Origin of the sequence: Spirillospora sp. NBC_01491 (genome assembly GCF_036227065.1) — a bacterium.
GTDB lineage: Bacteria > Actinomycetota > Actinomycetes > Streptosporangiales > Streptosporangiaceae > Spirillospora > Spirillospora xylanilytica.
Window position 1 is genome coordinate 6,251,804 of record NZ_CP109432.1, and the last position, 22,717, is coordinate 6,274,520.

22 protein-coding genes are annotated in these 22,717 nt (G+C 71.1%); 8 read left to right on the forward strand and 14 right to left on the reverse strand.

Annotation, left to right across the window (positions count from 1 at the left end):
• Window positions 1-18: 18 nt before the first annotated feature.
• The 4 genes from eccCa to OHA34_RS29105 all read right to left on the reverse strand — a co-directional run bounded on the left by eccCa (window position 19) and on the right by OHA34_RS29105 (window position 5,498).
• Complete coding sequence (gene eccCa / locus OHA34_RS29090) at window positions 19-4,023, reverse strand: type VII secretion protein EccCa (protein WP_329519513.1); 4,005 nt, start codon at window positions 4,021-4,023, stop codon at window positions 19-21.
• Window positions 4,024-4,158: 135 nt separating this feature from the next.
• A complete protein-coding gene (locus OHA34_RS29095) occupies window positions 4,159-4,356 on the reverse strand; it encodes a DUF397 domain-containing protein (RefSeq protein ID WP_329519514.1) in 198 nt (65 codons plus the stop codon).
• 87 nt (window positions 4,357-4,443) lie between these two features.
• On the reverse strand, window positions 4,444-4,641 hold the full coding sequence (locus OHA34_RS29100; protein ID WP_329519515.1) for a DUF397 domain-containing protein: 198 nt from the start codon (window positions 4,639-4,641) through the stop codon (window positions 4,444-4,446).
• A gap of 5 nt (window positions 4,642-4,646) precedes the next feature.
• Entirely contained in the window at window positions 4,647-5,498 is an 852-nt protein-coding gene (locus OHA34_RS29105; protein WP_285938201.1) for a helix-turn-helix domain-containing protein, read from the reverse strand.
• Between the two features lie 220 nt (window positions 5,499-5,718).
• Here OHA34_RS29105 and OHA34_RS29110 point away from each other — a divergent pair, with 220 nt between their 5' ends.
• On the forward strand, window positions 5,719-6,486 hold the full coding sequence (locus OHA34_RS29110; protein ID WP_285938200.1) for an ATP-binding protein: 768 nt from the start codon (window positions 5,719-5,721) through the stop codon (window positions 6,484-6,486).
• A gap of 12 nt (window positions 6,487-6,498) precedes the next feature.
• On the opposite strand, the gene OHA34_RS29115 is transcribed toward OHA34_RS29110, so the two are convergent.
• From OHA34_RS29115 to OHA34_RS29135, 5 genes are all read right to left on the reverse strand, one after another.
• The gene (locus OHA34_RS29115) at window positions 6,499-7,464 is read right to left on the reverse strand and encodes a tetratricopeptide repeat protein (RefSeq protein ID WP_329519516.1); all 966 of its coding nucleotides are present in this window, start codon (window positions 7,462-7,464) and stop codon (window positions 6,499-6,501) included.
• Window positions 7,465-7,596: 132 nt separating this feature from the next.
• Entirely contained in the window at window positions 7,597-8,043 is a 447-nt protein-coding gene (locus tag OHA34_RS29120) for a TY-Chap domain-containing protein (protein WP_285938198.1), read from the reverse strand.
• 5 nt (window positions 8,044-8,048) lie between these two features.
• Window positions 8,049-8,534: a DUF6301 family protein gene (locus tag OHA34_RS29125; protein ID WP_285938197.1), complete on the reverse strand. Its 486-nt coding sequence runs from the start codon at window positions 8,532-8,534 to the stop codon at window positions 8,049-8,051.
• A gap of 6 nt (window positions 8,535-8,540) precedes the next feature.
• The gene (locus OHA34_RS29130; protein WP_329519517.1) at window positions 8,541-11,084 is read right to left on the reverse strand and encodes a hypothetical protein; all 2,544 of its coding nucleotides are present in this window, start codon (window positions 11,082-11,084) and stop codon (window positions 8,541-8,543) included.
• On the reverse strand, window positions 11,081-11,446 hold the full coding sequence (locus tag OHA34_RS29135) for a DUF6507 family protein (protein WP_285938194.1): 366 nt from the start codon (window positions 11,444-11,446) through the stop codon (window positions 11,081-11,083). The genes OHA34_RS29130 and OHA34_RS29135 overlap by 4 nt, the downstream gene beginning before the upstream one ends.
• Before the next feature lie 111 nt (window positions 11,447-11,557).
• Between OHA34_RS29135 and OHA34_RS29140 the strand changes: the two genes are divergently transcribed.
• From OHA34_RS29140 to OHA34_RS29170, 7 genes are all read left to right on the forward strand, one after another.
• Window positions 11,558-11,917: a hypothetical protein gene (locus OHA34_RS29140; RefSeq protein ID WP_329519518.1), complete on the forward strand. Its 360-nt coding sequence runs from the start codon at window positions 11,558-11,560 to the stop codon at window positions 11,915-11,917.
• A complete protein-coding gene (locus OHA34_RS29145) occupies window positions 11,914-12,990 on the forward strand; it encodes a DUF6177 family protein (protein ID WP_329519519.1) in 1,077 nt (358 codons plus the stop codon). Before OHA34_RS29140 ends, OHA34_RS29145 begins: the two co-directional genes overlap by 4 nt.
• 124 nt (window positions 12,991-13,114) lie before the next feature.
• Window positions 13,115-13,453 (forward strand): DUF6507 family protein, encoded by a 339-nt coding sequence (locus tag OHA34_RS29150; protein WP_285938190.1) that lies wholly within the window; start codon window positions 13,115-13,117, stop codon window positions 13,451-13,453.
• A 24-nt stretch (window positions 13,454-13,477) separates the two neighbouring features.
• Entirely contained in the window at window positions 13,478-13,783 is a 306-nt protein-coding gene (locus tag OHA34_RS29155) for a pore-forming ESAT-6 family protein (RefSeq protein WP_285938189.1), read from the forward strand.
• A gap of 59 nt (window positions 13,784-13,842) precedes the next feature.
• A complete protein-coding gene (locus tag OHA34_RS29160) occupies window positions 13,843-14,838 on the forward strand; it encodes a TNT domain-containing protein (RefSeq protein ID WP_443029594.1) in 996 nt (331 codons plus the stop codon).
• 73 nt (window positions 14,839-14,911) lie between these two features.
• On the forward strand, window positions 14,912-16,258 hold the full coding sequence (gene eccD, locus OHA34_RS29165; RefSeq protein ID WP_329519521.1) for a type VII secretion integral membrane protein EccD: 1,347 nt from the start codon (window positions 14,912-14,914) through the stop codon (window positions 16,256-16,258).
• Between the two features lie 11 nt (window positions 16,259-16,269).
• Window positions 16,270-17,151, forward strand: coding sequence for a MinD/ParA family ATP-binding protein (locus tag OHA34_RS29170; protein ID WP_329519522.1), 882 nt, complete (start codon window positions 16,270-16,272; stop codon window positions 17,149-17,151).
• Between the two features lie 33 nt (window positions 17,152-17,184).
• On the opposite strand, the gene OHA34_RS29175 is transcribed toward OHA34_RS29170, so the two are convergent.
• The 5 genes from OHA34_RS29175 to bla form a co-directional block, all read right to left on the reverse strand.
• Window positions 17,185-18,045, reverse strand: a complete 861-nt coding sequence (locus OHA34_RS29175) for a hypothetical protein (RefSeq protein WP_285938186.1) — start codon at window positions 18,043-18,045, stop codon at window positions 17,185-17,187.
• A gap of 306 nt (window positions 18,046-18,351) precedes the next feature.
• A complete protein-coding gene (locus OHA34_RS29180; RefSeq protein ID WP_329519523.1) occupies window positions 18,352-19,296 on the reverse strand; it encodes a serine hydrolase in 945 nt (314 codons plus the stop codon).
• Window positions 19,293-20,297: a LysR family transcriptional regulator gene (locus OHA34_RS29185; protein ID WP_285938184.1), complete on the reverse strand. Its 1,005-nt coding sequence runs from the start codon at window positions 20,295-20,297 to the stop codon at window positions 19,293-19,295. Before OHA34_RS29185 ends, OHA34_RS29180 begins: the two co-directional genes overlap by 4 nt.
• A 14-nt stretch (window positions 20,298-20,311) precedes the next feature.
• Window positions 20,312-21,523, reverse strand: a complete 1,212-nt coding sequence (locus OHA34_RS29190; protein WP_285938183.1) for an MFS transporter — start codon at window positions 21,521-21,523, stop codon at window positions 20,312-20,314.
• A 149-nt stretch (window positions 21,524-21,672) separates the two neighbouring features.
• Window positions 21,673-22,620 (reverse strand): class A beta-lactamase, encoded by a 948-nt coding sequence (gene bla / locus OHA34_RS29195; protein WP_285938181.1) that lies wholly within the window; start codon window positions 22,618-22,620, stop codon window positions 21,673-21,675.
• Between the last annotated feature and the right edge of the window lie 97 nt (window positions 22,621-22,717).

The following is a 22,717-nucleotide window of genomic DNA, read 5'->3' on the forward strand; positions in this document are numbered from 1 at the left end:
GGAAGCCGGACAACATGGTCAACGCCGCGCCGAGGCCGTTCCCGTCCCCTCGTCCGGCCCCGCCGCGGGGTCCAGCAGCGCGGTCTGGACGAGCCGGGCCGGGCGCCCGCGCTGGATCCACATCCCCCGCCCGGGCGGCTGAGGCGCCGGGTACAGCGGCGGGAAGAGCTGCCCCTCGGACCGGTCGCCGGACATCACCAGCGCGGTCGCCCCCGTCTCCCGGACGGCCTGGACGAGCGGGTCGTAGAGCCCCCGGCTCGCCCCGGAGACCCGCCGGGTCAGCACGAAGTGCAGCCCGATGTCGCGTCCGGCGGCCACGAACGGCAGGAACGCGTCCAGCGGCTGCTGCCCGGCCGCGGTCAGCAGGTCGTAGTCGTCCACCAGGACCACGACGCGCGGCCCGGCCACCGCGCCGCCGCCCGCGGCCTCGGGGACCCTCCCCTCCAGCTCCTTGGCGACCCCTGCGGCGAGCCCCGCGCAGGCGCGCGCGTTGGTCGCGTACCCGCCCAGATACGGCTCGGCGACCAGATCACCGAGGGTCCGCCGCGGATCCATCACCGCGAACACGACCTCGCCCGGCGGATGCCGGTCGGCCAGCCCGGCCGCGACGAGCCTGAGCAGGTTGGTCTTGCCGCACTCCCCGTCGCCGAGCACGAGCAGGTTCTGGTCGCCGTCGAACAGGTCCAGCAGCACCGTTCCGAGCGCCTGCTCGTCGACGCCGACGGGCACCGCGTCCGGTGCCAGGCCGGGACCGGGCAGCGACGCCGCGGCGAGCCGGTGCGGCAGCACCCGCACCGGCCGCGCGGCCGTGCCCGTGAAGGCGCCCCGGACCGCCTGCGCCGTCGCCTCGACCGCCTCGCCGAGATCACCGGTGTCCGGCACCGCGTCGACCCGGGGCAGCGCGACCTGCCCGAACAGCCCGCCGTCGGTGAGGGCCCGCCCCGCCAGCCCGGCGCCGATGGTCTCGGCGAGCTTCCGGTCGATGGACGAATCGGTCGCGTCGTTCAGGCGCAGCTCGACCCGCTGCCCGAAGTTCGACTGCATCGCGATCCGGACGTCGTTCCAGCGCAGCATCCCCGCGACGATGTGGATCCCGTACCCGCTGCCCCGTTGCAGCAGGTCCGACACCAGATCGTCGATCTCCTCGAAGTCGTCCCGCAGCCCGCCGAACCCGTCGATCACCAGCACCACGTCCGCGCACGGCAGCTCCGGGACCCGCCCCGCCGCGTGCAGCAGCCGCAGCCGGGCCACCGAGTCGACGCCGTGCAGCCGGAAGACCTCCTGCCGCCGCTCCAGCATCCCGCGCACCTCCTCGACCGTGCGCCGCACCCGCTCGCGGTCGGTGCGCCCCGCGACCCCGCCGACGTTCGGCAGCCCCGCCACGGCCTGGAGCCCCCCGCCCACCAGGTCGAGCGCGTACACCGATACCTCCGCCGGGGTATGGGTGAGCGCCAGCGAGAGCACCAGCGTGCGCAGCAGCGTCGTCTTCCCCGTCTGCGGCGCCCCGATGATCGCGACATGGCCGCCCGCCACGGTCAGATCGAGATCCCACCGGCCCTGCCACTGCCGCCGCGGCTCGTCGAGCAGCCCGACCGGAACCCGCAGCGGCTGGGCGTCCGCCGCCGTCCGCGCCCCCAGCTCGGTGACCCGCACCGGTCCGGCGACGGCGTCCAGCGTCGTCGCGGCCGGCAGCGGGGCGAGCCAGATGTTCTGCACCCGCTCGCCGACGAGCTGGAAGACCAGCACGTCCAGCAGCGTCGGCCCGACCGTCCGCTCGGGCAGCCGGTCCTCCTCCTGCGGATCGCCCGACGGCTCCGCCGCGTCCGCCGCGCTGTACGCCTCGTAGGGACGCACCGGCGCCGGACCCGCGTCCACCTCGTCCTCCGCGGCCATCGGCCCCCGGTACGGCCCCGACACGTAGCCGCCCTTGAACCGCTGGTACAGGCTCGTGTCGACCTTGAGGTAGCCGAACCCCGGCAGCGCGGGTAGCCGGAACGCGTCGGGGGAGTCCAGGACCGTGCGGCTCTCCTCCTCCGAGAACGTCCGCAGACCGATCCGGTACGACAGGTAGGTGTCGAGCCCGCGCAGCTTGCCGCCCTCGATGCGCTGGCTCGACAGCAGCAGGTGCACCCCGATGCTCCGCCCGATCCGCCCGATCGACAGGAACAGCTCGATGAAGTCGGGCCGCGCCGTCAGCAGCTCCCCGAACTCGTCGATGATCACCAGCAGGTGCGGCAGCGGCGGCAGCTCCGGGCGCCCATGGGTCCGCTGGTGGTTGTAGTCACCGATGTTGGCGATGTTGCCCGCGTCCCGCAGCACCTGCTGGCGGCGCTGCACCTCCCCGGACAGGCTCGCGTAGGCCCGCTCGATCAGCCCCGCGTCGTCCTCCAGGTTCGTGATCACCCCCGCCACGTGCGGCAGCGACGCGAACGGCGCGAACGTGGCGCCGCCCTTGTAGTCGACCAGCACCATGCTGACCTGCTCGGGCGGATGCGACACCGCCAGCGACAGCACCAGCGTGCGCAGCAGCTCGCTCTTGCCGGACCCGGTCGCCCCCACGCACAGCCCGTGCGGGCCCATGCCGAGCTGCGCCGACTCCTTGAGATCCAGGATGACGGGCTGCCCGGTGTCGTCCACCCCGATCGGCACCCGCAGGAACGCCCGCTCGCTCCGCGGCGCCCACAGCCGCCCGAGCGGCAGCGCCTCGGCGTCCTCCACCCCCATCAGCGCCGTGACGTCCACGCCGCCGCTCTGCACCGCGTTCTCCTCCACGGACTCACGGGACAGCCGCAGCGGCGCGAGCATCCGCGCCAGCCCCGCCGCCGTGGGCGCCGGGACCTCGTCCAGCGACCCCGCCCGGACCTCCGGGACGCCCTCCCGCAGGTCCTCCACCTGCACCTGCCCGTCCCGCACCATGACCCGGACCCCGACGTCCCCGGGCTCGTGCGTCCGGTCGGCCAGCAGATGCACCACGGTCGCGGCGAGCCCCCCGGGCCCGATCGTCTCGTCCGGCCGGACGAGCTCCGTTGCCGTCTCCCCGTACGAGTCGTGGATCAGCACCAGCCGCCGCAGCAACCGGTACGCGTCCCGCTGCCCGAGCCCACGGCGGATCTCGGTCGCGAAATCGGTCCGGTCGCGCAGATCGTCGGCCAGCAGCGAGCTCAGCCGCTGCGGGCCGGACGCGATCAGCCGCACCGGCACCGGCCCGTCCCGCCGCGCCGGATCGAGCACATGGGGGAGCCACTTCACCCAGTCCCAGTCCGCGACCCGGTCGCTCCCGCAGGCGACCCCGAGCGCCGCGTCCTCGGGCGCGTGGAACGACGCGAGCTGCACCAGCAGCGCCCGGCTCACCGCCAGCACGTCGTCCCGCGAACCGATCACGCTCACGTTGCCGGCCATGTCGAGCGGAACCGTCAGCGGCATATCCGGCGCCGTCGCGAACCGCCCGATCGCGCCCCGGGCCTCCGCGAGCATGAACGGATCGGTCGGCACCAGCGCCGTCCCCTGCTCGCCCAGCTCCAGCGGCGTCCCGGGCCCCGTCCCCGTGCCGACCCGCACCTGGAGGAAGTCCGGATGGGGCCGCCGCCGCTCCCACAACCGCGCCGGATCCCGGACGACGTCGTACAGCGCCTCAGGCGGCGGATGCAGCAGCCGCCCGTGCGCCCGCGCGTCCCGCTCGACCTGCCCGAGGTCCTCGCGCAGCTCCTCGAGGTACTCCAGGTACCGCTCCCGCTGCCCCCGCCGCTGCCGCGACACCTGCCCCCGTCGCGACACCAGCAGCGCCCCGCCCGCCAGCACCGCCACGACCAGCATCACCGCGCCCAGCGCGATGAACGCGGGGTTGCGCAGCACCGTCATCACGGTGAGCGATCCCATCATCCCGACCATCGGCAGGATGGCGAACAGCTGGCTCCCCGTCCCGCCCGCCTCGGGCAGCGTGGGGGGCGCCTCCACCTGCCGGACGTCCCGCGAAGGGAGCGGATGCACCGTCCGCGCCGGCCGATGGACGATACGCGCCGTCACGTCGCCTCCTAGGCGGCTTGACCAATCTCAACCCCAGATGTCACGCACGACCATATTCCTCGGAACCACCCCGAGAACGCGGTCCGTGTCCGTTCTGCGATTGATTTGCGCAATCGATGCAAGGGCCCCACCCCCCTACAGGTCCAGCCCGCCCCCCTTGATCCGCCCGACCAGCCTCCGGAAGGCCGGGGAGGGGACGAGGTGGACGGGCCCCGCCCCGTCCTTGCTGTCCCGGATCATGACCGTCGACCCGGCTGCGGCAACCTCGATGCACTCATTGCCTCCAACCTGCGACCTGCTGCTCTTACGCCAGACTGCCTGCGATGAATCCATGTCGCCTCACCCGAGCTGTTTCGTCAGGTACGCGCGATCGGCCAACTCGGTCGGCCTGCGCCAGTTCGCGACGGCCCCGCCGTCGCCCTACAGGTCCAGCCCACCCTGCTTGATCCGCCCGACCAGCATCCGGAAGGCCGCGGAGGGAAGGAGGTGGACGGGGCTCGCCTCGTCCTTGCTGTCCCGGATCATCACGGAGCCTCCCATGCGTGCGACCTCTACGCAGTTCTGGCCGCCACCGCTGGACCTGCTGCTCTTGCGCCACCTCGTCTTGGAAATGTCCATTCAGTTCACTCAATCAGTCGGGTCAGGTGCTCATACGTGGCGACAGGGTCGAGAGCAGCCGCACACATCCGGTCAAACCTGACCATATAGCGCGCAAGCTCATCCTTCTCCTCCAACATCCGATCGTCGACCGTGGTTTCGAGGTAGATGATGTCCCGGTCGGTGGGATCGGGAAAGCGCAGGTGAACAAATGGTTCGCTCGTTCCCGGATAGATCCCGTCGGCGATCGTCAGGACCTGGATGTCGATGTTGAGACGGGCCGACATGTCGATGAGGTGCTGTACCTGGTCGCCGAGAACCTCGCGATCGCTGATCCTGAGCAGGGCATTCTCGTCGATCAGAGCCTTCAACCGGCTCGGATCGCGTCTCCTGGTAAGGATCTTCTGTCGCTGTAGGCGGGCGTCGACATGCCGCCCGATCTCGTCCGGATCCTCGATTCCGGCGATGCGGGTGACCATCTGGATGTAGCCGGGCACCTGGAGGAGCCCCGGTATGAAGACTGACTCGAAGGTGCGGATCTCCGCCGCCCCGGCCTCCAGTCCGACGAAGTCGTCCCGGAAGACGTTGTTGTACTTTCGCCACCAGCCTCGCTGTCGCGCCTCGCGGGTCAGCTCGATCAGCGACTGCGTATCGGCCGGGCTCACGCCGTAGAGCTCGCAGAGGTCGGCGACGGCATCGCTGTTGGGGTCGACCCACTTGGCCTTCTCGATGTAGTTCAGCTTGGACGGGCTCCAGTGCAGCCGCTTGCACACCTCGCTGGTCGTCATGCCGCACTGCTCGCGCAGCTCGACGAGCTTCCGACTGAGGGCGCGTTTCTTGATCGTCGGGCTGTAGCCGCTCGCCTGGATCTTCGCCATCCCGGTCGTCCCTCCCAAAGTCGACACTCAGTCATCGAAATTTCGAGAATCTAATTCGAACCACTTGAAGCTTTGATGCGGTGAGAGCAGTATCTAGCTCGTCACGGAACGTTCGCAGGCGATTACGTAGAACGATCAAGAAGCTGCGCGATCGGATCTCCGATGAGGCAGCCACACCCCCAGGTGGAGATATGCGGATCTCACTCATAGAGGTGTCCCGATGACCACTGGACACCTTCCCGACCTGCTCACCGGCGGATGTTCGGCCTGGCCACTGCCCGCGGACGAGACCTGCGCGGCCACGGCCCGCTCGTCCCTGCGCGCACCGCTGAAAGTCCTGGACGTGCCGGACGGCGTGGCCGACGACATCACCCTCGCGGCATCCGAGTTGGCGACCAACGCCCTGCGGTACGGGCTGGTCGGCGGGCGAACGTCCGCTTCCTCCGGCAGCCCCCTCGAACTATGGGCGTACCACCGGTCCACCCCCACCAGCCAGCTCGTGTTCAAGGTTTTCGACCCGAACCCAGGCTGGACCCAGCCCGATCCCGCCCAAGGCGGCCTCTACACCGAACGGGGCCGAGGGATAGCGATCGTCGAGGCGCTGTCATCGCGGTGGGGCTGGCATCAGAGCCGATCCAGGCTCAGCCCTCGACCGACGTCCGGCAAGGTGACCTGGTTCTGCGTCCCGATGCCGAGATCCTGCACCCCTCCCCGATCCCCCCACCTACCGATCACACAGGCCGCCAGGGTGCTGCAAGAGCATCTCGCCGCCCGTGGCCTGAACGCGGCTCGGTGCGAGCACGACCCCCAACACTCCTTTGTGATGATCCCGGGCGTGACGATCTCGTCCGAACCCCCGGGTACCTTCCGCTGGTACACCCACCCGAACGGCACCCACCACCAGCGCCCCTTCGCGGACCTGAACGACGTCGTCGAGGCGGCCATGCACCACCACGAGCAACTTCTCCTTGCGCGGGAGAACCTTTGATCCGAGGACTCGCTAGAAACAGGTTCTGGTGTTGATTCGGAGGGGGCGCCCGGGTGGGAGCGGTGACTCCAGCGGTTCGTGCACCGGAATGTCCGACCAGTCGACGCGGGACGATCCGCCCTCCGGTGCGGCTCGGACTCGGCTTCTCAGGTCGTACCCGGCGACTGGACGTCCGGGCCGGTGAATGTGCAGAACGGCACCGTCGTCCTCTCCCTCGTCATCCTCGGCCGGATCTATGCCCTGGATGCTCAGCCTCTCATCGGCGTATGTACGCGCATCGGCGACGGAGCTGAACAGGAGGAAGCGATGGTCCGAGTCGTTGTTGTTAACCTCGAAGAAGACACGGAGCAGGGCAAACCCGTGGCGACCGTGACTTATCTCTGAAATATGTGGCTCCTCGCCCCACATCCTCGCCTCGTCCCATGACATCTCGTTGGGCGACGAGTGTCCGGCGGGAAGCGCGTCGAAATATTCCAGGCACGAGCGGGCACAGGATTCCCCCGGGTCCCGGTGCAGCGCCTCCTCATAGGCCGCGATGGCGCCGTCACGGTCGCCGGACCAGGTCAGCGCGTGCCCCAGGTGCAGCGGCACGAGGGCATCTTCGGGGTCGGCGTTCAGGGCTGCTCGCGCAGCTCGAATGGCCTGCTCAGTGAGCGGACGGCTGAGACCTTCCTTGTCGTGCTCACCCAGTCCATCGAGGAGTGTGCCGTCAGCGTCGTCGAAATCGCAGTTCACCTTGGAGCACACGCAGTGCCGCAGCGCGAACGCCGCCGCCGTGGAGCGAAGGACGGCAATGGTCGCGGCAGTCTCGGTATCGCCGAGGACATTCTTCCGTTCGGCCTCGTCGCAGCAGCGCCGCGCATCCGCCAGCGGCCCGAGACCACCGTCCTCGAACCCGAAATGCCGGAGCCAGTACTCACACTCGCCAAGCGAGCGGCTCGCACGGACCAGCAGGACGCTCACACCGTCATCAGCCATGCCGCCGAAATCTACACCGCTGCGCGATAGAGGACACAATGAAGAAGCATTCTGTTCGAGTAGGCCGATTTACGCGATCGGAGGGTTGTGGCCATCCCGCATTTCGTCGGGAACTCTTACCGGTTGAGGATGTCAGAGCTTTCGTGGCAGGCCCAGTCTCGGGAGCTCGATGGCTTCGTTGCCGGTTCTCTCATTCCAGGCGCGATACCACCAGCCGTCGGGGTTCGATATTCCGTATCCGTCCCGAAGAGCGACGATCGCCATGTCCGCCAGCTCACGGTACTGAGCTGAAGAGGCCGGCCACTGCAGTTGGTACCACCAGTTGTCGGCCGGATGGCCGGGTGGTGATTCATGCCAACCAGCCTGCGAGATGATGTGTTCGCCTTCCTGGGACGCCTGGAGATGCGATGCCAGAAAACAGTTGGCCACCACATAGGCGAGGAGATGGTCGTCACCCTGGGCGAACTGAGTGTAGTGCCCGTCCTCTACTTCCTCGGCCTCGGATATGACTACTAGCGCCCCGGCCGGGAGGTCGGCCAGTGTTACCGTCAGTTTGGCGCTGAACTCGTCCCAGTCCATGCTTGTCACAGCCCCAGTCTCACCGCCTCGTCATGCTCGTCGATATATTCGTTGGTGAAAATGGATAGCTTTACAACGACAGACAGCCAGGAGACAGCGATGGTAGTGTTTTCCGCCCTCCATCGCACCTGCCGGGATTCTCCGGGGCGGCGCTCCGTCGGCTCCCCCAGGACGGATTCGGCAGCCGACACCGCCTGAAAGAAGATGTCCTGAAGCCAGGCGCGTTCATCTTCCGTCTCACCGGCCACGGAAGATGACACCCTAGTGGATATTTCACCAACACGCTCTAGTCGGTGAAATCTGATGTCTCCGCTGGCCATGCCAAACCCGGTGTTCAATCGCATTCCTCGACGCCGCCGGGCTTCGACCGTCCAGCCAAAGCGAGCGACTAGTTGGTCCACTTCTTCCGGATTCCAGGACCACTGGAGATCGTGAAAATCCGTGACCAGGGCAATTATTTCCGAATAGGGCATAGATTTCAAATTGGTCATTATTTGTCAATCTGTCGGATTGAGTCCAGAGATTCGTTTCGGCGCGAAGGGGTTGCCGTGACGGGTCAGGTCGAACTGTGACCATGATACCCGCCCCGTCTGGTCCACATTCACTAGATATGCGTCAATTCTTAGCTCATTTTTTTGCAGTTTCTTCATCAATATGTCTTTGAGGTGTGAGTCGGCGCCAAATGCTCTGCCCAGGTCGGGGTCGTGGGCGAGAATGAACTCAAGATATTCTGGGCTCCCTTGCTGGGCGCGCTTCAGTCCCTCGACGAGCCTTCCGCCGAGTGTTGAGGTTCCCCCTTTGGCTTCGATGATGGTGAGTCTAGAGCGGTCAGCTGAGACGGCGGCCATATCGACCGTTCCGGGTCTGCCTGGGGCGTCGCTCAGTGGCGTCAGCTTGGTGTGCGGACCGAGTTTTCTAAGAAGATCTTCTGCGCCGACCATTCCCATTCGCTCGCTTGTCCTATTAAGATCGACACCGCTTTCCCGGTAGTGCTCTGTGAGGTCACTGAGCGAATCCAGAGCGTCAAGCCGTCGACCTTTTTCCAAGGGTGATAGATTGGGATCGCGCTCGATCCGCAGTCGGATCTGCTCTTCCTTCTTCTCCCATTTTTCAATGCCGAGATCGTGAATATCTTTGATGCCGAAGTAGTTCGTTTCGCCAAATTTACTGATGCCGAGAATCTTTCGAATGTCGGCGCGGATGTCCTTGCGTATGTTGGCGAACTTGTTTCGGTCTCTGATCAGTTCGGCGATTTTTGAGGCCGCATCCGGGGTTGGGATATGGGGATGGGACTTGCCTGGTTTTGCCAGATGGTCGTAGGGCTTGCTGGCGTGAGGATCGCTGAGAAAGCCCCCACTGGGGCCATGTAGTCTGTGATTTATGTCATTTCGGTGCGACCCTGGCGGGTCGCCGTCGAAGTGCAGCTTTCCGTCCGGGGTGCGGTAACTCCCGTCTTTGATGTCACCTGTGCGATGTAGTTTTCCGTCTTCGGCTCGGTAGAGATCTGGCGGTGTCGTGTCGGGATCTTCTGGAGTCCGCTCGTGGGGAGGCGGATTTTCTGAGCCATTACTGTCCGGATGACCGGGAGTGCCCTCGTGGGGATCCGGGGGTTGGGACGGGCCTTCGGGGTGGCCCTCGGGGCCGGGGGGTGTGCCTTCTCCGCCTGGAGGTTTGCTGCCTGGCGGGGAGTGGCCGGCGTTGATCTCGTGGGGTGGGCGGGCGCCGCCGGCCATGGCGGGGACCTTGGGGTGGTCGGCGGGGGAGCCGGGCTTGGCGCTGTTCGGGAGGTCGTCGCCGGGCGGACGGGGGCGGCGGTCGAGTTCGTTGAAGGCCGGCTCGTGGGGCTTGCCGATCTGGTCGATCTCGCGGCGGAGGCCGCCGACGGTGGGGAGGCCGGCCGGGTTCCGGGCGGGGGTGTCGGGAAGGTGGAGGCGGACGGTCTTGGGGTCGATGATCTGCGGCATCTTCCCGCCGCGCAGGCCGTTGATGCCGTCGGCCACGTTGCGGACGAGCTTGGCTCCGGCATTGCCCAGTCCGGTGAGCGTGGGGGCGACTGCTCCGGCTGCCCTGCCGACGCCTCGTCCGGCCGCGGCGCCGCCGCGTCCCAGCTTGGAGAAGGAGAAGATCGTGGTCGGGATGTTGAAGGCGGCCTGGCCTGCGGCGCCGGCGTAGTTGCCCTTCTTGGCCTTGTCCCAGCCGATGAGCTCCTGGCCGAGGTGCTTCCAGGCGGTCAGGGCCTTCCGGGCCTCCTTGTCGCCGGCCGCACCTTCGATCCAGGTGCTGGGGGACGCGCCGTAGGCGAGCTGGTAGAGGCCCTTCCACGATCTTTCGAGGCCCTCTGGATCGGTGACGTCGACCAGGGAGAAGGTGCCGGTGACCATGCCCCAGCCCGCGCCGCCGAAGCCCTTGAGCGTCCGCTGCCACCAGGGGTCGGGCGTCTCGATGGGCCTGCCCCAGGGGAGGGGGACGTTTCCAGGGACGGTGATCCAGCCGTACCGCTGGTAGCCAGGGGGGAGCCTGCCGCCATGGTCGTCGCCGAAGTCGCCCGGGACGTAGTGCGGCCCGCCGGTCAGTGCGTTGATCTTGTTGGCGCAGTCGCGTTCGGCGCGCTGGAACGCGATCAGGCCCCAGCCCTTAATCTGGTTGACGAGGCTGTTGTAGCGGTCCCGCTTGCCGTCGTCCTTCATGGCGTCCGGGTCGCCCATGACGTCCTGGTTGAACGCGACGACCTCGCCCTGCAACCTGACCATCTGCTGCTGGATCTTCGCGACCTCCTGCGCGAACTCCTCCAGGGCGCTCGCGACGGTGCCGCTCTGGGAGCCGACCGTGTCGCCCTGAGCCTTGACCGGGCCCATCGCGGCCAGGAGCGTGCCGGCCTCGGGCGCCTTGTAGAAGGGGGCCAGGCCGGTCCAGGTCTTGGCGACCTCGGCTCCGGTCTCCTGGACCTCGCCCCCGGCCTTGCGCACTCCCTTGGCGGCGGCCTGCACCTTCTCGGCGACGCCGGTGTAGTCGGGCAGCGTCCTCAGGTCGATGCTGGTCATTTCCCGAACTGCCCGTCCGCGCCCGGCATGACGAGTCCCCAGCGCTGGGCGGCGGCCCCCTTGCGGGCGTGGCGGCGGGCGCGCTCGCCCATCTCCTGGTCGGCGGCCAGGTAGAAGCCGGTCGCCTTGAACGCCCCGTCGGTCGCGCGGACGATCCGGTTGCCCATCCCGAGGAGGCGCGGGTCGACCTGCTGCGCGAAGCGCAGCAGCGCGGCGCCCACGATCGGGCTGTGACACCCCTCGGCGGCGTCGGCGAGGTTGACGCGGAGGGCCTTCCGCTGCTTTTCGAGTGGACGTATGTGGACGCGTGTCCGATTGAGGATCGATTCAATGTTGCCGGGGTGGATTATGTAGGTTCCCACGCCGCATGCCTCCGTGACCGACCATGGATCAAAGTGCGAATATATCGGCCCTTAGTGTCAGATTTCCATGTCAAGATGATCTCCAACGGCCCGCGGATGAAGGGTGACCTGGTGACTTATGACGTCGTCGCGCTGATCAGGGAACCGCCCGATCAGCGGGCCGTCCTGGACGCTCTCGGCGCGGTCGGGGAGGAGCTCCTGGTGGACGTGCTGGAGCACGGCGGCGTGATCCAGTTGTGCGACGCCGAGGGCGGCACCCTGCTGTCGATCGAGGAGCCCGTCCTGATCCAGGTGCGCGGCGAGGCCGAGCGGCTGCTCGGGCCGGTGGCCGCCGGGCTGGACCCGCCGCTGTGGTGGGTGGAGGCGCGTGCCGCCGAGCGCGACGGGGCCCGGGACCGCGCCCGCGTGTTCGCCGGTGCTCTGGTCGCGGGGCTCGGCGGCGTGGTCTGGGACCCGGAGGAGCACCGGTGACCCGTCCTCATCCGGCCATCGATCTGGTCACCGGCAGCGCGGCGCTCATCGTGCAGAAGCGTCCCCTGGTGCCGCTCACCCGGTGGATCGCCGACGCGATCGGCGCCGCCGCGGAGGCCGGGCTCCCCTTGCAGATCGTGACGCCGCACGACGCGCGCCTCACCATGCCGCTGCACTCGCTCCTCCAGCCGCCTCTCCTGCGCTGGGTGGCGGGGCACCCGGACGGCTTCTACGACGGGCTGTCCGGGGAGCCGCTCGACTTCGACGGTTCGTGGTTCGTGCCGGTGGACCCTGGACGGCGGACCGGGCCCTTCCTGGAGACCCCGGAGGGCGCGGACGGCGTCCGGCTGATGCTCAGTTTCCGCGTCCGCCACCCGGCCTCGGAGTCCACCGTGCTGGGCGCCGCGACCGAGGCCGCCTACCGGCTGGTCACCGGTGCGGGGCCGTCCGGGTGCGGCACCGGCGAGCCGGTCGCGAGGACCTGGAACGCGGACGACATCACGGCGCTGTGCCGCGAGCGGGCGCCGCAGGGCACCCGGTTCTGCCACACAGGTGCCGCCGGGGCCATCGGGACGACGCACGTCACCCGCAACACCGAGGGCGTCGACGAGGAGGTCGCCCTGCACGCCGGATACCGGGCGGGGCAGGACGTGCCCGTCGAGCGGGTCGCGGTTCTCGTCGAGGAACTGGCGGCCGGACATCACCTCGTCGACGTGCAGGCGCAGGTCAGGCCGGGACGTCCGGACCTCACGGCCGTCCCGCACTGGACGGGGCCGTCCGCGCCGATCGGCATGGCGCTGGGCCCCGCGTCCGTGCGTGAGATCGGACGGGAGCGGGCCCTGGACTTCCCGCGGGCCGTGCCGCTCGGCCCTGGCCGATTCCCCGCGGTCTGGTATCCGCTGGGAGACGGCCGGACGGACGGGACGGCGGAGGCGGCGTGGACCGTTCTGGACGAACTGGTCGTCCACTTGGGGCCAGGGGATCAGGCGCCCGAGAACCCGTCGCGAAGTGCGCCGACTCGTCCGGCCGAGCCACTGCGGGAGGGGATTTGGCGCGGAAATCGGGAGAGATGATCGGCCCACTGGATTAGGCTTTGGGCCTTATCTCTCAGATGTCACGTATGGGAGCATGGAGCCCTGGCGATCACCGTCGGCTTCTGCGACAGAACTGCGAACCGACTGATAGGTGGGGAGTCACGTGGGGCGATGGGACTACGGCCAGGAGACCCTGGTCACCCTTGCGAAGAACACCGGGGGCTCGGCTCAGGAACTGGCCACGCTGGTCAAGCAGCTGATCGCGGCGGCCGAGCCGCTGACCGGGAAGTTCGACGGCGCGGGCAAGGCCGCGTTCGACTCGTTCAAGGCCCATTCGGACCAGATCATCGCGGACCTGACCACCGGGCTCGGCTCGGTGAACCAGGGGCAGGCCGGCATGGAGAAGGCGTTCGTCACCGGAGACCAGACCATGGCCGCGGACGCCCAGCACAACATGGGCGCGGCGAACTTCGACGGCGCCAAGTTCCGGACCGGGGCCTGAGCCGCGGGCCGAGAGGAGAACTCGATGGGCACAGGCGGACGACGCAGCTACGACACCGGCGCCTCCCAGGAGGCGCAGACCAACATCCACGCCGTCATCGCCCGGCTGGAGGCGCTGATCGGCCAGCACGAGTCCGACGTCAAGGCGGCCCTGTCCGACTTCGAGGCCACCGGGGTGTCCCCCGAGTACGCCGCGAAGGAGGCCAGGTGGAACAAGGCCGCCAACGAGACGCGTGAGATCATCCGGCTGCTGAAGGCCACCCTCGCCTCCAACGACCAGACGGCGCAGACCGCGCTCGGCAAGGCGAGCGCGGCGGTCGCGGCGATCTGATCCAGGCGGGGCCCGTCCGGGACCCACGGACGGCATGCGGCCCCTGAGCCGGAGAGGAGGTGCCGTTGGCACGCGACTACGACACCCAGCTCCTGGAATCGGTGGCGGTGCGCCGCCGGCGCCTCCGCGACGCGGTGCTCTTCGGCCCCCAGCGGGCCCGCCGGACGTTCGACGAGAGCCTGATGAAGGTCATGGCCGGGCTGTGCGTGGCGGCGGTGCTGTGCGCGGGGACGGTGGGGTGGTCCTTCCTCCGGTCCCATCTCGCGACGCAGAAGAAGGAGCAGCAGCGGGCCCAGCAGGCGCAGGCCCCAGCCCCCGACGTCGGGGCGGCTCCCATCCCGGCGGGCTGGGTCGGCGCGCGGGTCACCTTCCCGATGCTGCGCGCCGCGCTCAAGGAGGCGGAGGTCCCACCCGGCCTGTTCGTGCTCCCCGGGCAGCCGCGCCCCCCGGCCGGCAAGACGTCGAGCTACTACGTGCTCGCCCGGGGCGCGAACGGGTTCTCCGGCGGGGTCGTCGAGTACGAGCAGGGCCGCATCGGCGCCGAGTTCGCCACCGAGGACGAGGCGAGCCGGTGGCTGTACGGGGAGCTGGTGGTCAAGGAGTCCCCGCCGCCGCCGTCGCCGCCGGATCAGGAACCGCAGGCGCTCCAGCGCGGCGCGGCCCTCGCCGCCGACGTCCGTGCGAAGATCACCGCCGCGGGCGGCGGCTCGGCGACCTACCTCCTGCCCCAAGGGCAGGAGGTGGACCAGTTCGGACAGGAGAGCGGGTCGGTGCTGTTCCCCTACGGGATGCCGTTCGGGCAGCGCGGGCTGCCCCCGTCGGCGCGCGCCACCGTCGACTCGAAGACGCCGTCCGGCTACCGGCGCTACCGGGTGGCCAAGCCGTTCCAGGTCGCGGCGTCCCTGTCCGGTCCGACCGCGCTGGTCCCGGGCGGCGGGACGAGGCTGACGCTGAACGCGGGGCTGTTCTCCAGGCCGCCCGCGATCCCGACGGTCCGCTGGCTGCTCCGCGCCGGCTATCTGGAACGGGCCCGGGTCTCGGCCGTCCCCAAGTGAGCCGCCGCGGCGGGTACGACGACGGCCCCCGGACCCCGAGCCGGCGCGGGCCGATCCCGACAGAGACCGAAGGGTGCTGAGAACCATGTGGAGCAGGGTCACCCTGGTCGGAGAGCAGCGCAGGGTCGACGCGGTGCTCCCGGCGGGGGAGCCGATCGGCGCCCTCATGCCGGACGTGCTGGAGCTGCTGGGCGACCCCGTCCAGCATCCGGCGCGGCTACGGCACCTGGTCACCACCACGGGCGAGGTGCTGCACGGCGACGCCACCCTCGCCGGACGGGGCATCCACGACGGGGCCGTCCTGCGGATGGTCCGGGCGGACGAGCCGCTGCCCGCGCCGGTCGTGCACGAGGTCCCGGAGGCGGTCGACGGCGCGATCGCCGACCATCTGTGGCGGTGGTCGCCGCGCGCCGCCGAGTGGGCCGCGGGCGTCGCGACGGTCGGGCTGGCGCTGGCCTTCGGGCTGGTGCTGAAGGACGCCCTCGGCGGCACCGCGGGGCTGGCCGCCGCGTCCGCCGCCGCCGTGCTCCTGCTCGTGGGCGGGCTGGCCGCCGGCTCGCTGTGGCGGGAGTCGCTCGGCACCGCGCTGACCCTCGCTGGCGGCGCCCTCGGCGGGGTCGCCGTCTGGTCCGCCGCCGACCTGCACCACTGGGCCGGCTGGGGCCGCTGGGGGGCGCTGGCCCTCCTCACCGGGCTGCTGGTCACGGGGCTCGGCTCGACCTCGTCGCTCGGCCGCGGCGGGCTGATCGGCGGGGTGCAGACCGTCCTGCTCGGCCTCGTCTGGACGGCCTGCGCCGGCTTCGGGCTGGACGGCGCGCGGACGGGCGCGGTGCTCGCGGTCCTGTGCGTGGTCCTGCTCAACGTGATGCCGCGGGTCGCGCTGGCCCTCTCCGGCCTGACCTCGCTGGACGACCGGCGCAGCGGCGGCGCGCGGGTGCCGCGCGGCGACGTGCTGTCCGCGCTCACCGGGGCGCACCGCAGCCTGGTGATCGCGACGGCGGCGGTCGCGGTGGCCGTCGTGGTCGCCGGGTGGCCCGCCGCGTCCGGCGACCACGGGTCCGGCCCGGACGGGTGGACCGGCGCGCTGGTGGTGCTCCTCGCCGTCGTGGTGGCGAGCCGGGCCCGGCTGTTCCCGCTGATGCCGCAGAAGGCCGTCCTGCTCGCGGCGGCCCTGACGGTGTGGGGGACGCTCGCCTACCGGTGGGCGGACGGACCGTCCTGGTCCTTGATCCCGGCGCTGGGTATGCTGCTCGCGCCCCTGGTGATCCCGATCGTGGTGCTCACCGCCGAGCCCCCCGAGCATCTGCGGGCGCGGCTGCGCCGCATCACCAGCCGGATCGAGGCCGTGGCGGTGGTGGCGCTCCTCCCGGTCGCCATCGGCACCTTCGGCGTCTTCTCGCGCCTACTCGACACGTTCTGAAGGGGAGTGGGTTGTCCGAGCGCGGCGACACCACCCACGGCGACCCGGGGTGGCGGCGTGTCGGGCGCGGGGCGGCGCAGGCGTTCCGGCCCGCCGAGGACGTCCGGGAGATCACCGAGTCGGCCGCGCGGATCCAGCGCCCGATCACCACGGGCCGCCGCATCGCGGTGACCGGCATCCGCGGCGGCGCCGGGAAGAGCACCGTCACCGCGCTGCTCGCCACCGTCTTCGCGCACCACCGGCGGGACCGGGTGCTGGCCCTCGACATCGACCCCGATCTCGGCACGCTGGTGCCGCGCCTCGGCATCCGGGCCCGCCGGTCCCTCGCCGAGCTGCCGGACGAGGCGGAGGCGGCGCGGACCTTCGCGGGCGTCGAGCCGTTCCTGCTGCGCGGTGGCGAGCGGCTGTGGGCGCTGTCGGGGCACCGGGCGGGCATCGGCGACAGCAGGCTGGACGCCGCCGCCTACGGGGCGACCGCCGTTCCGCTGACGCGGTTCTTCGGCGTGACGCTCATCGACTGCGGTCCCGGCGTCGAGGGCGAGCTCATCCAGGCGGTCCTGGGCGGCGCGCACGCCCAGGTGCTGGTCACACCCGCGACGCCGGACGGCGCGCGCAGCGCCGGGCGGGCGCTGGACCTGCTCGCCGGCAACGGGTTCGGCCACCTCCTGGCCCGGACGGTCGTGGTGTTCACCGCCAAGGGACCGCACTCGGGCGAGTCGCTCGACGCCGGCCGGGCCGCCGCGATCCTGAACGAGGTCGGCGCCGCGACGATCACGCTCCGGTACGACCGGCACATCGCCGCGGCGAGCGTGCTGGCCCCGCAGCGGTTCGCGCACACGACCCGCGTCGCGGCGCTCGGCATCGCCGCCGAGGCCCTGGACCGCGCCCGGTGACCGCCGGCCCCGGCCGGCCCCCGCGGGCCTCCGTCAGCCTCCGCCCAGTGACTTGATCTTCTCGTCGAAGGTGGGGCGGATCTGGTGGAGGCACAGGACGGGGCGGTAGGCGTTCTCGGCCTCCAGGAACTTGTCCGACCCGCTCGGGCACTCCTTCCGGGTGTCGACCCGTGCGGTGATCTTGGCGATCGCGCTCTGCGACGAGCACGCCTGCTTCTGGGGCCCGTTCACCATGAACGAGATGTCGCCGATGCAGTCGCCGGACGACAGCACCTTCCCGCCCGCGCCGATGCACACCACCGGACGCGGCACCGTGCTGCCGCCGAACCTGGACAGCCGCGCGGTCTCCAACGTCCGGGACGCGGGGCAGTCGCGTTCCGCGGGGACCCGCGCGACGACCTTGCCGTACCAGCCGGTGCCCGTGCACGGCTCCTCCGACCCCATGATCTGGAGGTCGCCGACGCAGTCGCCCGCACCCAGCATCCCGCCGCCCGCGCCGGGGTCGCCCGGGTGCGGTCCCGCGAGGTTGCGCGTGCAGGTCTCCCAATAGCGCTTGTCCTTGTCGTTCAGCGTCACGTTCATGACGGCGTCCGCGCCGTCCGGGCAGTCGGGCTCCGACTGCCCCATGGGCAGGACGAAGGCGGACCGCTCTCCGGCCTTCACGACCTTCACGACCTTGGCCTTGGCGTCCTTGGCCGTGCAGGAGACGCGGCGTGCCTGCCGGATGGTCTTGGTGGACGACGACGGAGCGGACTCGGTGCGAAGGTTCACGCAGTGTTCGGCCTTCACGGGCCCGGTGGGACCGGCCGCGTCCCTGCGCTGCTTGCCGACGACCGTCGCGGCGGTGAATACCAGCCCGAGGACGACGACCCCCGCCACGATCAACCCGATCAACCGCCCACGCCGAAGCGGCGCGGGCGGCGGCCCCACCGGCCCCACCGGCCCCACCGGCCCCACCGGCCCCACCGGCCCCACCGGTCCCGGCGGTCCCGGCAGCCCGAGCGGCCCGGACGGTCCCGGGGGCCCGGGGGGCGGTCCATATGCGCCCGGGGGCGGGAACGCGGGTCCCTGTTGCGGCTGGGAGTTCGGGTCGGGCGGCGGCGGGGGACTCTGGCCGGTCACGCGGGCATACCTCCGGATAGAACGTGCATAAGGGGAGAAGAGCGGCAGAACCCTACACGGCCCGCCCGCGTGCCCGGATCACGAGCCGGACGGGCGGCGGCGGAGGCTCTCGACCGCGATCCGGGCCGCGGTGCCGATCACCGCGTCGGCCTGCGGGAGCACCGCGATCGGCAGCAGCGAGCGGGTCGAGACCGCGACCGCGTACCGGCCGCCGTCGGGATACTCGACCACGCCCACCTCGTTGCGGATCGTGAGCAGGGTGCCGGTCTTGCCGCTGACCAGCACGTCGTCGTAGGGGAAGCCGGAGGACAGCCGGTGCGGCCAGACCTGGAGGCCGAAGAGGCGGCGCATCGCCGCGCACTCGCCGCCGGGCGCCGCCTCGTCCCGCCAGATCAGGCCGAGCAGCCGGGTCATCTCGGCCGGGGTGCCGCGGCTGGTGCGGGCGGGATCGAGCGCGCTGAGCCGGCCGAGCATCCCGGGTTCGTCCAGCCGCCCCCACAGCTCGCCCAGGCTGCCGGCGCCGCTGTCGGCGAGGAGCCCGGCGTGCAGGTCGCGCCCGTTGGTCTCGACCCGGAGACCGGGCAGGCCGAGGCGTGCCGAGGTCGCGTTGACCTCCTCGATCCCGACCCGGTCGAGCAGCGCGTCCGCGGCGGCGTTGTCGCTTACCGTGATCATGAGGCAGGCCAGGTCGCGCAGCGACATCCGCACCTCGTCCAGCATCGCCGAGACGCCGGTCGGGCCCATGCTGCGCTCGCCCGGACGCAGCGTGACCGGCTCGGTCGGGTCGAGCAGGCCCGCGGCGGCGCTCCGGTAGAAGGCGACCAGCAGCGGCACCTTGAACACCGACGCGAGCACCATCGGCTCGCCGCCCCGGACGCCGACCTCCCGTCCGGTGTCGATGTCGGCCGCGTGCAGGCGGCCGGTGACCCCGGCGTCGCGGAACGCCGCCTCGATCCGTGCCGTGGCGTCCACGTTCCGCCTCTCGCCGCGCAGTCCGGCGCGCCCGGCGTCCAGGCCGTTCACGCCAGGAACCCCGAGGCCGGACGGGGGACGACGCGGCGGGACGGCGCTGCGCCGAGGGGCGTCATGCCGGCCTCGCCGCGCAGCACCTCGGTGGCGACGGCGGTGAACTCGGCCACCGCCCGCGCGCGAGCGGGGTCGTCGCCCGGACGCCACGTGCACGACACCCGCCAGGTGAGCGGGTCGCCGAGCAACGGCCGCCACGCGACCCCGGCGGTGTCGGCGGTGCGGGGGGCGAGCGCCACGGCGGTGCCGGCCAGGACGAGGCCGAGGGCGAACTGCGGATGCCGCGCCTCGTGCACGGCGGGCGGGTCGTAGCCGTGCCGGCGGCAGGCCGCGAGCAGCTCGTCGTACAGGCCGGGCGCCTCGTCCCGGGGGAACGCGACGAGGTCGCGGCCCGCCAGGTCGGCGAGGTGCACCTCGGGCGCGTCGGCGAGCGCGCCCCGTCCGCCCGGCGCGTCCCGTCCGCCGTCGTCGCGGTGCGGTCCGGCGGGGAGCAGGACGCCGACCGGCTGGCCGAGTATCGGACCGAGCTCCAGGTCGCGGGTGTCGAACGGGTGCCGGACGACGCCCACGTCGAGCGCGCCGTCGGCGAGCGCGCGGACCTGCTCGGCGGTGTCGGTCTCGCGCAGGTCGAGCCGCAGGTCGGGACGTCGCTCGCGGAACGCGGCGATCAGTGCGGCGACCACCGTGCCGCCGAGGTCGGCGGGCAGGCCCGCGCGGACGGTCCCGGCCTCGCCGAGCCGCGCCCGTTCGGCGAGGGAGTAGATCCGGTCCACCCGGGGCAGGATGTCACGCGCCTCGTCGAGCAGCAGCCGCCCGGTCGCGGTGAGCTCCACCCTGCGGTGCGACCGGTCGAACAGCCGGACCCCGAGCTCCTTCTCCAGCCGCTGGATCCGCTGGCTCAGCGGCGGCTGGGCCATGCCGAGCCGCTCCGCCGCGCGGCCGAAGTGCAGCTCCTCGGCGACGGCGACGAAGGAGGTCAGATGCCCCACCAGGTTCACGACCAGGGATGATATCAAGGCTCATATCGTCCGGCGGACGATATCGGATCTGCATGACCGCGTCCCGTCCCGCAGCGGACGGCGGCGGCCAGCGCGACCGCGGCGAGGGCCGCCAGCGCGGTCGCGGCGCCCGCGGGGCCGGCGTCGAAGAGGTGCCCGACGCCCAGCCCGCCCGAGAACACGACCAGTCCGGAGCACCAGGAGTAGACCCCGAGGTAGGCGCCGATCCGCGCCGCCGGGGCGTGCCGGGTGATCGACTGGAAGACCGAGGGCTGGAACACCCCGGTCGCCAGCCCGTTGAGGACCGCGGCGGCCAGCAGGCCCGCGGCCAGCGGCGGACCGGCCCCGGGCAGCAGCGCGAGCAGCACGTACACCGCCGTCGAGCACAGCAGCCCGGCCCGCAGCACGCGGGGCCGTCCGGCGCGGCCCCGCGCGGCGCACCACGGCTGGATCGAGGCCGCGACCGCCGCCGACAGGCACAGGAACGCCGTGGTGAGGCCCGCGCCGACGTCCTTCAGCGGGACGACCGTCATGGTCTGCTCGGTGAGCAGCGTGGTGGGTGCGGCCACCACCACGAACCTGAAGAACGTCCTGTCGCGGAGCACTCCCGCGACGTTCCGGGCGAGCTCGCGCGCCCCGGCCGCCGCGCCGTTCCGCGGCGGCCTCGCGGCGGTGGCCCCGCCCAGGTGCAGCAGGACGAACAGCAGCGCCGCGATCGACCAGGTGCCCGCCGCGCCCGCCGTCACCAGCCCGAACCCGCCGCCGCCGTCGCCGCCCGCCGCGAGCAGCGCGAGCCCCACCGGGGGACCGGCCACCGCCGCGATCTGGCCGGTGATCACGTAGACGGCGAAGCCGCGGTCGCGGCGGGCCGGGGCGGTGCCCGCCAGCAGCGACTGCGCGGCGGGGTGGAACAGCGCGCCGCCCGTCCCCAGCAGGACCGCGGCGCCGAGCAGCCCGGCCGGTCCGCCCGCCGTCCCGAGCAGCGCGAACCCGGCCGTCCGCAGCACGCAGGCGAGCACCCCGACGCGGGGGGCGCCGATCAGGTCGGTGAGCGCGCCGACCGGCAGGAACAGCGCGTACTGCACCGCGATCCGCACGCCGAGGATCAGCCCGATCGTGCCGGCGAGCAGGCCGACGTCGTCCCGCAGGTGCGCCACGACGTGCGTCATCACCGCGTAGTAGCCGAGCGACGCGGCGAGCTGCACGCTCACCACGACCGCGATCACCCGCCCGTCGCCGCCCGCGCGCCACCGTGTCGATGACCACCGTGTCGATGACCACCGTGTCGATGACCACCGTGTCGACCGCCGGAGCGGGGCACGTTCAGGCGGGGCGGGCGCGATCGCGCCCGCCCCGCCGGGGGCGTCTTGACCGGTCAGCGGGTCTTGCCCAGGCCGGACACCAGGATGGACGCGGTCCGGGAGATGACCGTGTTGTCGGTCGTGCCGGCCGCGGCGTCGCGGTTGGTGTAGATGGAGATGATCACGGGGGCGCCGGACGGCGGCCACGCCACGGCGATGTCGTTCGCCGCGCCGTAGTTGCCGGCGGTGCCGGTCTTGTCGCCGACGACCCAGCCCTTGGGCACCCCGGCGCGGATCCGCTCGTCGCCGGTGAGGTTGCCCCGCAGCCAGCCGTTCAGCCGGGCCTGGTCGGGCGCGGTGAGGGTGCCCCCCACGGTGGTCCCGCGCAGGTTCCGCCCCATCGCGCCGGGCGTGGTGGTGTCGCCCCGCTGGCCGGGCTTCCAGATGTTGAGATCGGTCTCCCAGCGGTCCAGCCGGGACACCGGGTCCTTGATCGAGCGGAGGAACCGGGTCAGCCCGGCCGGTCCGCCGATCTGCTTCAGCAGCATGTTGCCCGCGGTGTTGTCGCTCTGGGTGATGGCGGCCTCGCAGAGCTGCGCGATGGTGAGGCCGCTCTTCACGTGGTCCTTGGTCACCGGGGAATTGTCGACGACCTCCGAATCCTTCCAGTAGACGACCCGGTTGATCAGGCCGGGGTCGGATTCGCGGGCCTTCCGCAGGACCGCGGACGCCGCCATCGTCTTGAACGTGGACAGCATCGGGAACCGTTCGTCCGCCCGATGGGAGACGACGCGGCCGGTTCCGGTGTCGACGGCGAACGCGCCGATGCGCCCCTGGTACGACTTCTCCAGTTCGCGGAGCCGGCGTTCCACGGTGGCCTGCGCGGCCCGCGCCTCGCCGGGACGGGACGTGTCGACCGTGATCTGGGACTTGGCGCTCTGCGGGACGGCCGGAGCGGAGGTGGTGCCGCATCCGGCGAGGCCGATGGCCGTGGCGACCGCCAGCGTGGTCGAGCCCAGCATCGTCCGGAATCTCGAAGGGTTGGTTAGGCGCATGCGGAACAGCAGAGCAGAGCCGCGCGAGTGATGTCCAATATTGATATTGGATGCCTTTTCATAT

Coding starts and splice junctions, on each gene's coding strand:
- OHA34_RS29120 (WP_285938198.1), bottom strand. CDS start 8,043: ATGGACTGGGACGAGTTCAGCGCCAAACTGACGGTAACACTGGCCGAC.
- OHA34_RS29100 (WP_329519515.1), bottom strand. CDS start 4,641: ATGGACATTTCCAAGACGAGGTGGCGCAAGAGCAGCAGGTCCAGCGGT.
- OHA34_RS29125 (WP_285938197.1), bottom strand. CDS start 8,534: ATGACCAATTTGAAATCTATGCCCTATTCGGAAATAATTGCCCTGGTC.
- OHA34_RS29155 (WP_285938189.1), top strand. CDS start 13,478: ATGGGCACAGGCGGACGACGCAGCTACGACACCGGCGCCTCCCAGGAG.
- OHA34_RS29105 (WP_285938201.1), bottom strand. CDS start 5,498: ATGGCGAAGATCCAGGCGAGCGGCTACAGCCCGACGATCAAGAAACGC.
- OHA34_RS29110 (WP_285938200.1), top strand. CDS start 5,719: ATGACCACTGGACACCTTCCCGACCTGCTCACCGGCGGATGTTCGGCC.
- OHA34_RS29095 (WP_329519514.1), bottom strand. CDS start 4,356: ATGGATTCATCGCAGGCAGTCTGGCGTAAGAGCAGCAGGTCGCAGGTT.
- OHA34_RS29130 (WP_329519517.1), bottom strand. CDS start 11,084: ATGACCAGCATCGACCTGAGGACGCTGCCCGACTACACCGGCGTCGCC.
- OHA34_RS29115 (WP_329519516.1), bottom strand. CDS start 7,464: ATGGCTGATGACGGTGTGAGCGTCCTGCTGGTCCGTGCGAGCCGCTCG.
- bla (WP_285938181.1), bottom strand. CDS start 22,620: ATGCTGGGCTCGACCACGCTGGCGGTCGCCACGGCCATCGGCCTCGCC.